Source organism: Acinetobacter proteolyticus, assembly GCF_000367945.1.
GTDB classification, from domain to species: Bacteria; Pseudomonadota; Gammaproteobacteria; order Pseudomonadales; family Moraxellaceae; genus Acinetobacter; species Acinetobacter proteolyticus.
Genome location: NZ_KB849179.1, coordinates 21,453 through 33,588 on the forward strand (window position 1 = coordinate 21,453; position 12,136 = coordinate 33,588).

Sequence of the window (12,136 nt, forward strand, 5' to 3'; positions counted from 1 at the left end):
GGCTTAATATAACTTAACTTTAGAGCCTTGAAATACAAAAAATTACAGTGAGCTGCAAATTTATTTTGCGAAAAGGCAAGGCTCTCCATGTTTTTGTTCGAATTGTTTGACCCAGGTCTCATGTTCATTTAATTCATGTTCTGATGGCTCGATCACAGGGAGGTCGATTTGTACTCGCTGACGAGTGGTTTTGCCTTGGTTCTGTTCTGTTTGTGAAAGGGCATCCATATCAAATGAAACTTGCCCACCGGTCATGGCAAGATAAACATCGGCCAAGATTTCGGCATCGAGTAATGCACCATGGAAAGTACGATCTCGCGCTGGAATTTCGTAACGACGGACCAAGGCATCCAAAGAGTTTTTTTGTCCAGGATGCTTATTTTTGGCCATCGCCAAGGTATCGGTAACTTCACAGACCTCAGAAAGCGGAGGTAATCCAGTGCGTTTGAACTCCATATCCAAGAAGTTCATATCGAAGGTCGCGTTATGCGCGATAATTTCGGCACCTTTTAGGAAGTCAAAAAGTACATCGGAAATTTCAGCGTATTTAGGTTTGTCTTTTAAAAAGTCATCGCTGATACCATGCACATTTTCAGAGTCGCCGACAGGTTTTTCAGGATTGATATAGATATGAATCGAGCTGCCTGTGAGCTTGCGGTTAATCATTTCAATCGCACCGACTTCGATAATACGGTCACCATCTTGATAGTAAAAACCTGTGGTTTCAGTATCGAGAATCAGTTGGCGCGGGCCTTGTAAATCTAATTTTGCTTTGGTGATGACAATGTGAGGATGCTGATTTAATGGAGTAGCTTCTACTACTTCATCTGATGCTGCCTTTTCATCCATATGATCCAATACTTCTTCAAGTTCTGATTCTTCGATCATTTCATCGCTATCCACTTCAATATCTAATCCGAAAGGATCATTTAAGAGCCAATCGGATTCAGGCTTTTTTGTATCAGCGTTAGCCTGTGTTGCAGATTTAAGTTGTTGTGCCGTTTGTTCAGCACCTAAGTTGGCCAATTGGTCTGCCATTTCATTGCCTGCATGTCCTGCATGGCCCTTGATCCAGTTCCATTCGATTTCACGATTGGCACAGACGGCATCGAGCTTTTGCCATAGATCTGGATTTTTAACATCTTTCCAGTTTTTCTTTTTCCAACCGTGAATCCATTCGGTGATGCCTTGTTTGACATAATTGGAGTCAGTCCAGATGATTAAACGCGCATCGGTGGGGCAGAATGAAACACCTTCAATCGCCGCTTGAAGCTCCATACGATTATTGGTTGTCTCAGGTTCACCGCCAAACAGTTTATGCTCACCTTGTTCGGTAATGACATACGCACCCCAACCACCAAGACCTGGGTTACCTTTGCATGCGCCATCAACGTAAAGAGTGATTGTTTGTGACATATCTGAACCTGAACAATTTAAGCAGAATAAAAATTGAGTATGTGCAATCCGAAAAAGGAATGCTCAATATTCAAGGATTACCTAAGCCAATTTACCTTGGGCTTAAGTAAGTAGCGAATTTTAGCATTTTCGAGCGATGTCTTGTATTGTAAAGCTAAATTCCGATTCTGAACGTTACAAAACTCATCTTTTTTAATTTCTTGTAACATTTCCATGCAAATCACGTTAAATTATTGCCTTGTCTAAGTGCCATGCTTTACTACAATGGCAAATCGAAGAAATAAACTAGCGTGAGTTGACTGGAAGTTTTTATGTATAAATCGAGCACATTGGTGTCGCAAACATCTGCAACATCATTATTCAAAATTACTGTACTTACTTCTGCTCTCGTTGCGTTGGGAATCACCACAGGGTGTTCTTCAACCCCTCAATCAAGTAAAGCATCATCTTCTAAGCAAGCAGGTTCAGGTTATCTGGATGCCAGTAGCTTAGATTCGCTTGAAGATTTGTTATCTGCAACAGATATGCGTGCCGTGGAAGGCGATCGTCTATTGGTGCTGAAACACGGTGATGTGTGGAAACGAATGACAGTTGGATTCAAGATGGACTTGAATCATTGGGATTCTCGTATTGAAGCGCAACGTAGCTGGTTTATTTCACGTCAACCGTATTTAGACCGTTTAAGTGCACGTGCCAGCCGCTATTTATATCACACCGTAAAAGAAGCTGAACGTCGTGGTATGCCAACAGAACTGGCATTATTGCCAATTATTGAAAGTTCCTATGACCCTGCTGCGACCAGTAGTGCGGCAGCGGCAGGTTTATGGCAGTTTATTCCAAGTACGGGCCGAATTTATGGCTTACAACAAACCAGCCTCTATGATGGCCGTCGTGACGTGGTCGAATCGACACGTGCAGCATATGAATTCTTTGGTAGTTTATATAATCAGTTCGGTTCTTGGGAGCTTGCACTGGCCGCTTATAATGCGGGCCCAGGGCGTATCCAACAAGCAATTAACCGCAACCGCGCCGCAGGTTTACCAACCGATTATTGGTCATTGAAACTCCCGCAAGAAACCATGAACTATGTTCCGCGTTTCTTGGCTGTAGCACAAATTATTAAAAATCCAAATGCTTATGGTGTGAGCTTACCACCGATTGCTAACCGTCCTCACTTCCGTGAAGTCAGTTTGGCGGCACCTCTTGAATTGAATCAGATTGCTTCAATCACGGGTTTAAGTCGTGCTGAGCTTTATGCATTGAACCCGGGTTATCGAGGTGAGATGGTTGATCCAATGAGCCCGATGCGTATTTTAATTCCTGCCGACCTTAGTCCTTCGATTGATGCAAAACTACGTTCCGGTAAAGCAAGTTCTGGTGGTTTCTGGGCAAGTAATAAAACTCCGCCGCCGATGAATACCAATCCGTTGAGTACTTCAACCACGGTTCGTACCACGACAAGTACCAGCCAAATTAGTAGCTCATCAACAGCAACACCACCGAATTTAACGGCAAGTAATACTTCTCGACCAACATCATCAATTTCAAGTACCAGTAAGGTCAGCACACCTAGAGGCTCGAATGCTTTAGCCTCATTTGCTGCAGCGGCAGATGTGCCGAGCGCACCGCGTATTCCAGTTGCGATTACACCTGCAACAAATGTGAAACCTGTGGTGACTGAACCGCCAATTTCTTCGAAAGAGCGTGAGCAAATTACGGCTGCAATTAAAGAAGAAGGCAAGAAAGAAACAGTGGCCCAAGTGTTAGAGCCACAAGCAACACAAGCTGAACGAGATCAGGTTGTGGCTGAAATCAAGGCGATTGCGCCGAAGGGCACAGAAATTGTCGATCCATTTGATGGCAAGATTAAATTAACAGCAATCCAAACCAGCCAGTCGGTTGCCGATGAAAAGGGTCAAGAAGTCAGTAAGGGCTTTGCTTATCCAAAGAACTTGGTTGAAGACAGTGCAACGGCCAATAGTGAAGATGCCAAGCGTAACCAAGGTAAGCCATATATCAAAACCGATACCGATGTGGTAGTGGTTGCACCGAAAGGCAAGCGCAGCACTTATGTGGTACAACCAGGTGATACTTTAGCGATTATTGCGCAAAAAAATGGTGTGAACTGGCGTGATATTGCACAGTGGAATCAGATTGATCCAAACGGCACCTTATTTGTTGGCGCAAGCTTATATTTATATGATGCCAAACCTGAAGCGCCGAAAGCTGCAGAAAAACCCGATAGTTATGTGGTGCAGTCAGGGGATAGTTTAACTAACTTGGCTTCACGCTTTGATTTAAGCCTGAAACAGTTGGCGGATTATAATAATTTGTCTGTGACAGATGGTTTATTTGTTGGGCAAAAATTAACCTTGATTGAGCCAAAGAGTAATAGCCGTACAGCGCAACAGGCAACACGTACAACTGAAAGCAAAGCTACAGCGATTCAAAAAATTGCCACCAAATCCTATACGGTCAAGCGTGGTGAATATTTAAAGCTGATTGCTGATCGTTATGCATTGTCGAATCAGGAACTGGCTGATTTAACTTCTGGTTTAACTGCCGGTAGCAGCTTATTCGTTGGACAAAAAATTAATGTACCCTTACACGAAGTTTCTTCAACTCAGGAAACAACTGAGCCAACGAAGAGCAGTGTGAAATACGACAATGTCAGCGCATCGACCAGTTATAAAACTGAAAATTATACCGTGCAACGTGGTGATACCTTATCTAGTATCGCAACCAAGTCGAAAATTAGCTTGAGCGAGTTGGCTGAGCTAAATAATTTAAAGGCGAATAGTGGTGTGCGTTTGGGTCAAAGCATAAAGATTCCTGCGGGTTCAACTGTGCCTGATCAGTATGTGGTGCAGTCCGGTGACAGTTTAAATGCGATTGCAGCCAAGTACAATCTGCAACTGAGCTATGTGGCTGATCTGAATGGTTTGGAAAGAACCGCTGGTGTTCGTGTGGGGCAACGTTTGAAACTGACGGGTGAGGCACCTGCAAAAACCACTGCTAGCAATACAAGCAAATCGAGAGAAGAAACTACACCAGATATTTATACGGTTAAGTCTGGCGATACGCTAGGTAATATCGCGAGCCGTCATAATTTACAGCTCGACTATGTTGCCGGTTTAAATGGTTTAACGCGCGGCAGTAATGTTCGTATTGGTCAAAAGCTCAAATTGACTGGCGATTTACCAAAAACTGAAACAGCAAAAGTAGATGACAGCAAAACAACGACCAAGCCTTCAGCATCAAGTCGTAATACTGAAAGATATGCCGTAAAAGCGGGAGAGTCTTTAAACAGTATTGCCAATCGTTTTGGGATGTCTGGACGTGAATTGGCGGAGTTAAATAATCTGAAAGCCAATGCAAGCCTGCAACGTGGTCAGAATATTGCAGTGCCTAAAACAGTGAGTGAATACAAAGTCAAACGTGGTGATACATTAATCGGCTTGGCAAGCCGTTATGGTTTAGACACAAGTGCATTGGCGGAAATGAATGATCTGACCCCAAGTACTCAATTACGCATCGGTGATGTGATTAAAGTGCCTAACTTGTAATTGTAAATGATTCATTTACGTTTAATCAAAAGGCTTAGTCTATATGCTGGACTAAGCCTTTTTGATCAGTCTTCATTTGCGGCAATGCAAACCACGCCGTATCTGGCGATGCATGTGCAACCTAAATATGCGCAGCTCAAGGTGATGCCTTATGCTAATGCGAATGCACCGAAAGGGGGAACGCTGAGCCAATCGAGTTTGGGGACATTTGATAATTTAAATAGTATGAATGGCAAGGGCAATTCGACTGAAGGTGTCAATTATCTATTTGATAGCTTGATGGATCGTTCGCTGGATGAGCCACGTGTGATGTATCCCTTACTTGCTGAAAAGGTCAGTTATGATCCAGATCATTTGCAGTCAGTGATCTTCCACTTGAATCCTCAAGCGCGATTTAATAATGGTCAGCCTGTAACTGCTGAAGATGTGAAATTTACCTTCGATACCTATCAGACCAAAGCCAATTTAGGCTTTCAAATGTATTTGTCAGATTTAGCTAAAACTGAAGTGCTATCTAAACTTCAAATCAAATTTATTTTTAAGTCTAAGAACAATGTGGAAATGCTACTGATCGTAGCGAGCCTGCCGATCTACTCAAAATTAGATTGGAAAAATAAAGATTTTAGTCGAGTTACTCTTCAACCGATTGTAGGATCGGGGCCTTATATCGTCGACAGAATTGATGCAGGACGGAGTATTAGTTATAAGCGCAGTCCAAACTATTGGGGCAAAGATTTGCCGGTAAACAAAGGTCGCTATAATTTTGATCAACTCAAATATGTGTATTATCGTAATTTAGATGTCAGTTTTGAAGGATTCAAATCTCGACAATTCAATTTATACGAAGAAAAAAATATTCGTAACTGGATGACGGCTTATAACTTTCCAGCAGCGAAATCAGGTTTAGTCAAAAAATATAAAGCGCAGTTAGGTACTCCTCTAGATATCCAAAGCTTGGTGTTTAATATCCGCCGTGCGCCACTCAATGATATTTATCTACGTCAGGCACTGACCTATGCTTATGATTTTGAGTGGCAGAATAAGGCACTGTTCTTTAACCAAAATCGGCGCTTGCAAAGCTATTTTGACAATACCGATTTAGCTGCAACAGGCCGCCCGAATGCTGCTGAATTAAATTTATTAAAGCCATTTTGGGCCCAGTTCAATCCAGTGATGCGACAAGGCATTTTGGCTGATTGGCGCTATCCTGTTTCGGATGGCAGTGGTTTCAATCGACAGAATTTATTGACTGCACAACAGATCTTAAAAGATGCTGGTTATCTGATTCGTAATGGTCAGTTATATGATCGAACTGGCAAAGCCATTCGAATTGAATTATTGATGCAACAGGAAAACCCACAACGTGAATTAATGCCGTTTGTGCGGAATTTGAAGCGTTTAGGCATTCAGGTTCAGTTACGGCAAGTGGATGTGCCGCAATATATGGAGCGGATTCGGCATCAAGATTTTGATATGATGGTGTTGAAATTGCCCCAGACTTTAACCCCAGGAAAAGAACAAGCTCAATTCTGGGGAAGTGCTGCTGCAGATGAGGCAGGCAATTATAATTATTCAGGGATCAAGAATCCTGCGATTGATCAGATGATCGCGAAAATTGTGGCAGCAAAAAACCGTGAAGAAGTGGTGTTATACACACGCGTGCTCGATCGCTTGTTACGTGCAGGGTATTATCAAATTTTGACTTTTGGAAAACCTGAACGTTGGTTTGCTTATTGGGACATCTATCAGCAGCCTTCGGTTAAGCCAAAACTTTCTGTAGGATGGGAATATTGGTGGGTCGATGCAAATAAGGTTAAGAAACAGGAGCAGTCTATACAAAAGCATTAATTAGAATGGTTTTGACTAGCGTTTGATGAAGACGTTAGATTAATATAACGGAGTCTTACCGAGTTCTCATCTTAATTTCAAGATAAGCTTTCAGCTGGAGTTACTTTGGTTTCGCCCAAAGTAACCAAAGGCATTGTCATCCACAAAACCTGTTTACTTATTGGACCTCTTTTATTATTTCGCAAAAACATTATCTTGTTTATAACACGCAGGTTGTGGATGACGTTTCCGCGTATTTTATCTCATGTTAGATTTCATAAAAACTTAGTAAATAAATTAATAAGGGTTCGACTTCAATGGTTCACTATATTCTAAAAAGAATGTTATTGATGATCCCGACATTATTTTTCATTTTATTGATTAATTTTTGTATTGTGCAAATTGCCCCAGGTGGACCAGTCGAACAAGCGATTCAGCAAATCCAAAATGCGCAAGGCCTAGGGGTAGGCAATAGTGCACCCTCAGGTTTGACCACTTTGGCACAATATGAAGGTGCGCGGGGTTTAAGTCCAGAAATGATTGAAAAAATCAAAGCCCAATATGGTTTTGATCGTCCTGCCGCAGAACGTTTCTGGCTCATGCTTAAAGGTTATATGCATCTGGATTTTGGTAGCAGCTTTTTTAAAGATAAACCTGTGACCCAACTGCTATACGAAAAGCTGCCTGTCACGTTGTCTTTGGGCTTGTGGAGCACCTTCCTGATTTATCTGATCGCAATCCCGCTTGGCATCAAAAAAGCCAAAAACAATGGCTTATTGTTTGATCAATCTACCTCGTTATTATTGGCAGTGAGCTATGCCATTCCATCCTTTGTGTTTGCTATTGTGTTGATTGTTTTTTTTGCAGGGGGCAGTTATTTGCAATGGTTTCCATTACAAGGTCTGGTTTCAGAGAACTTTGCTCAATTGAGCCTATGGTCAAAAGTACAAGATTATCTATGGCATATGAGTTTGCCCATCTTGAGTATGGTATTGGGCAGTTTTGCGGCACTGACTTATTTGGCTAAATATTCTTTTGTTGAAGAACTGAAAAAGCCTTATGTGCTCACTGCTCGCAGCAAAGGACTGAATGACAATCAGATTCTTTATGGACATGTGTTTCGCAATGCGATTTTGGTGGTGGTGGCAGCCTTACCAGAAGCATTAGTCGGTATTTTCTTTGTCGGTAATTTATTTATCGAAATCATTTTTAATTTAGATGGGATTGGTCTATTAGGTTTTGAAGCGATTACCCAGCGTGATTATCCTGTGATTTTCGGGACTTTATTTTTATTTACCTTATTTGGGATGTTGTTGCGTTTAATCGGTGATGTGCTGTATCAGATGATTGATCCACGCATTGATTTTGAATCAAGAGGTGGTAAATAATGTCCCCTTTGATGCGTGCACGTTTTGATCGATTTAGGCAAAATAAATTGGGCTTTCGCTGTCTGATTTTATTTTTAACGATTTTTGTATTGTCCTTATTTGCTGAATTGATTGCCAATGACAAACCGCTGTTGGTTCGCTATCAGCAGTCTTTTTATTTCCCGATTTTGAATGATTATCCAGAAACCACCTTTGGTGGTGGATTTGAGACAGCGACAGATTATCAAGATCCTGCGGTAAAACAACTGATTCAAAAACAGGGTTGGATGATTTCACCCCCCATCGCTTTTTCTTATCAAACGCCAAATTTATCATTGGCAGTACCCGTACCTTCAGCGCCGAGTTCACAAAATTGGCTTGGAACTGATGACCAAGGTCGTGATGTATTTGCCCGAATTTTGTATGGTCTGCGTGTTTCTCTTTTATTTGGGTTTGCTTTAACGCTGTGTTCTGCGTTGATAGGCATCATGGTTGGCGCAATACAGGGCTACTATGGGGGCTGGATTGATTTAATTGGGCAGCGAATTTTGGAGGTCTGGGGTGGCTTGCCGATGTTGTTCATAGTCATGATTTTGGTCAGTATGTTTAGTCCGAGTATTTATTGGCTATTTTTGATCATGTTGCTATTTGGCTGGACTGAATTGGTTGGATTAGTACGTGCAGAGTTCTTACGTGCGCGCAATTATGACTATGTGCGTGCAGCGCAAGCATTGGGACTAAGTGACCAGCAAATTATCTTCAAGCACATTTTACCGAATGCAATGAGTTCAAGTTTGTCGCAGATTCCGTTTATGCTGACCGCCAATATTATTGCCTTAACTGCACTGGATTTCTTAGGTTATGGTTTACCGCCTGATGCGGCTTCATTGGGGGAATTATTATTACAAGGCAAAAATAACCTGGATGCGCCATGGTTGGCTCTTTCCGGTTTCTTTACGCTGGCAATTGTTCTTTCATTATTGATTTATATTGGGGAGGCTGCCCGTGATGCATTTGACCCAAGACGCTAAACAGTTTGATCAATCAGCTTTATTCACTGTTCAGCAACTCAATATTTGTAATGGAACAGGGCAGTGCTTGCTGGAAGCGTTGAGCTTTGATTTATATCCTGCACAGACGATTGCACTGGTCGGTGAAAGTGGTTCAGGTAAAACCATCAGTGCGTTGGCTCTATTGGGGATATTGCCAGAAAACTTTACAGTGCAAGGCAAAGTGGAACTCGATGGAGAAAACTTGCTGGCGTTGAGTCAGCGTCAGTTACAGCAGATTCGTGGTAAACGTATTGGCATGATTTTCCAAGAGCCAATGACCGCTTTAAACCCGTTGCACAAGGTAGAACGGATATTAGGTGAGAGTTTATTGCGACTTGGTGTTGCAAAAGCTGAAATTCAGCAGCGTTGCGTGGCATTGTTACAGGATGTCGAAATCAACGATGCAATAGATCTACTGAAGTGCTATCCACATGAGTTGTCTGGTGGGCAAAGGCAACGGGTCATGTTGGCAATGGCTTTGGCTTTAGAACCAGAAATTCTGATTGCTGATGAGCCAACCACAGCTTTAGATGTGGTGTTGCAAGCGCAGATTTTAACCTTATTAAATCGGCTACAGCAGCAACGAAAGATGGCGATCATTTTGATTAGTCATGACCTGAATTTGGTCAAAGCTTATGCTGATCATATCGTGGTACTGAATCAAGGGCGTGTTGAAGAACAAGGTACTGTTCAGAATATATTTACTCATCCTAAAACGAGCTATACCCAGAATTTACTCAATCATGATTTTGGACAAGCCTTGGTAATGCAGCCGACACAAACCTTGCTTGAACTGAACGATGTCACGGTCAAATATCCGATTCGGCAGGGGTTATTTCATCGGGTTAAAGCATATAAGGTTGCAGCAGCATCTATTCAGTTGAGTCTGTCTCAGGGCGAAGCTTTGGGAATTGTTGGGGAGAGTGGTTCAGGTAAATCATCACTGGCTTTGGCAATTGCACGGTTGATTCGTAGTCAAGGCCATATTTATTTTCAGTCACATGATTTAAATCAGTTGACCCAGAAGCAGCTAAGACCATTCAGAGGTGATTTCCAGATTGTATTTCAGGACCCTTTTAGCAGCCTGAATCCTCGTATGTCAGTCGAACAGATCATAGCAGAAGGGCTTCATCTTCAATCCATTTCAAAGCAACAGCGCCAAGTTGAAGTTGATGCTGTTTTGGCAAAAGTTGAATTATCTTTAGCGGATAAAGATAAGTATCCACATCAGCTTTCTGGTGGGCAACGGCAACGTGTTGCACTTGCAAGAGCATTGGTGCTAAAACCAAAGCTACTGATTTTAGATGAACCGACCTCTGCTTTAGATCGAAGCACGCAGTCAGCCATCATTCAATTGTTACGTCGTTTGCAGCAGCAAGAACAAATTAGCTATCTCTTTATTAGTCATGACTTACAAGTCATTAAAGCACTATGTCAAAAAGTCTTGGTGATGCATCAGGGTAAAGCTTTGGAATATCAAGCCACAGCACTTTTATTTAGCCAGCCTCAGACGGAATATACCCGCCAACTGATTTCCGCGAGTGAATATTAGCATTGTAATTAAATTGACATATGCTATTGTCAGTTCATCGGAAGAATGCTTGACAGTAACAATAATCAGATTAAATTAGAGCAAATACTCTAATTGTAGCAGAGGATGACCATGAGTCAGATTGCAGACAGTATCCAGATTCGCAATACCATATTTAAAAACCGCATTATCAAAGGGGCGATGAGCGAGGCACTTGCCAATGATGCAGGGCAACCCAATGATCTATTGATTGGTCTATACGAAGCATGGGCAAAAGGTGGTTTGGGCTGTGCCATTACTGGAAACGTGATGGTAAATGTGGGCGCTAAGAATGAGCCGGGTGTGGTTGCAATTGAAACCGAACGTGATTTGGAAAAACTCAAGCAATGGGCAGCGGTTGGTAAGAAACATGGCATGGTGCAATTGATTCAATTGTCACATCCTGGTCGTCAATGTCCAAAGGGATTAAACAAGGAAACGGTCGCACCCTCAGCTGTGCCATTTAGCCCAATGCTTGCGGCAATGTTTGGCACACCACGTGAACTTAAACACGACGAAATTTTAGATATTATCCAGCGTTTTGCGACAGCAGCTGCAGTCTGTGAAAAAGCGGGTTTTGAAGGTGTGCAATTACATGGTGCACATGGTTATTTGATTAGCCAATTTCTATCGCCTTTGACCAATAAACGTACAGATCAATGGGGCGGTTCGATTGAGAATCGTATGCGTTTCTTGATCGATGCTTATCAGGCGGTGCGTGATGCAACTTCTGAAAACTTCATTATTTCAGTCAAACTGAACTCGGCAGATTTCCAACGCGGTGGGATTACAGAGGAAGATGTCATTACCGTGTTTAAAGCGATTGATGCTGCGGGAATCGATATTATCGAAATTTCTGGGGGAACTTATGAGGCTCCCGCAATGGCGGGTGCTAAGGCAGAAAAACGTAAGGCCAGTACCATTGCGCGTGAAGCGTATTTCTTGGAGTTTGCTGAGAAGATCCGTCAGCATGTTGCCTGTAAGTTGATGGTGACAGGTGGTTTCCGTACTGTTGAAGGAATGAATGCTGCGCTGGAAAGTGGCGCATGTGATTTTATTGGGATTGCGCGCCCATTGGCGGTTGAAGTTGATTTACCTGAACGTTTAATCGCAGGTCATGATGTGCGTTATGCAGTGAATCAAATTAAAACAGGAATTCCGTTTGTCGATAAAATGGCAATTATGGAAATCATTTGGTATGCGGCACAGTTCAAAGCCATTGGACAAGGTAAAAAGCCGAATCCAAAATTATCGCCATTGTTGGTCTTCTTGAACTATGCCAAAGGGAATATCAAGGCGGTGGTCAAAGGTCGGGTTAATTCGCGGAAGTCTGCATAA

At 42.4% G+C, this 12,136-nt stretch carries 7 protein-coding genes; 6 read left to right on the forward strand and 1 reads right to left on the reverse strand.

Annotated elements, in window-relative coordinates:
* Nucleotides 1-60: 60 nt before the first annotated feature.
* Nucleotides 61-1,416 carry a DNA polymerase III subunit epsilon gene (gene dnaQ / locus F993_RS16605; RefSeq protein ID WP_004652629.1) on the reverse strand — a complete coding sequence of 452 codons (1,356 nt, stop codon included), beginning with the start codon at nt 1,414-1,416 and terminating at the stop codon, nt 61-63.
* 311 nt (nt 1,417-1,727) lie between these two features.
* On the opposite strand from dnaQ, the gene F993_RS16600 reads away from it, so the two are divergent.
* The 6 genes from F993_RS16600 to F993_RS16575 all read left to right on the forward strand — a co-directional run bounded on the left by F993_RS16600 (nt 1,728) and on the right by F993_RS16575 (nt 12,136).
* Nucleotides 1,728-4,982 (forward strand): LysM peptidoglycan-binding domain-containing protein, encoded by a 3,255-nt coding sequence (locus F993_RS16600; protein WP_004652630.1) that lies wholly within the window; start codon nt 1,728-1,730, stop codon nt 4,980-4,982.
* A 6-nt stretch (nt 4,983-4,988) separates the two neighbouring features.
* Nucleotides 4,989-6,830, forward strand: a complete 1,842-nt coding sequence (locus F993_RS16595) for an extracellular solute-binding protein (protein WP_004652632.1) — start codon at nt 4,989-4,991, stop codon at nt 6,828-6,830.
* Nucleotides 6,831-7,126: 296 nt separating this feature from the next.
* A complete protein-coding gene (gene yejB, locus F993_RS16590; protein ID WP_004652633.1) occupies nt 7,127-8,197 on the forward strand; it encodes a microcin C ABC transporter permease YejB in 1,071 nt (356 codons plus the stop codon).
* Nucleotides 8,197-9,207, forward strand: coding sequence for an ABC transporter permease (locus F993_RS16585; protein WP_004652634.1), 1,011 nt, complete (start codon nt 8,197-8,199; stop codon nt 9,205-9,207). The genes yejB and F993_RS16585 overlap by 1 nt, the downstream gene beginning before the upstream one ends.
* Nucleotides 9,185-10,780, forward strand: coding sequence for an ABC transporter ATP-binding protein (locus F993_RS16580; RefSeq protein ID WP_004652635.1), 1,596 nt, complete (start codon nt 9,185-9,187; stop codon nt 10,778-10,780). Before F993_RS16585 ends, F993_RS16580 begins: the two co-directional genes overlap by 23 nt.
* A gap of 111 nt (nt 10,781-10,891) precedes the next feature.
* Nucleotides 10,892-12,136, forward strand: a complete 1,245-nt coding sequence (locus F993_RS16575) for an NADH:flavin oxidoreductase/NADH oxidase family protein (RefSeq protein ID WP_004652637.1) — start codon at nt 10,892-10,894, stop codon at nt 12,134-12,136.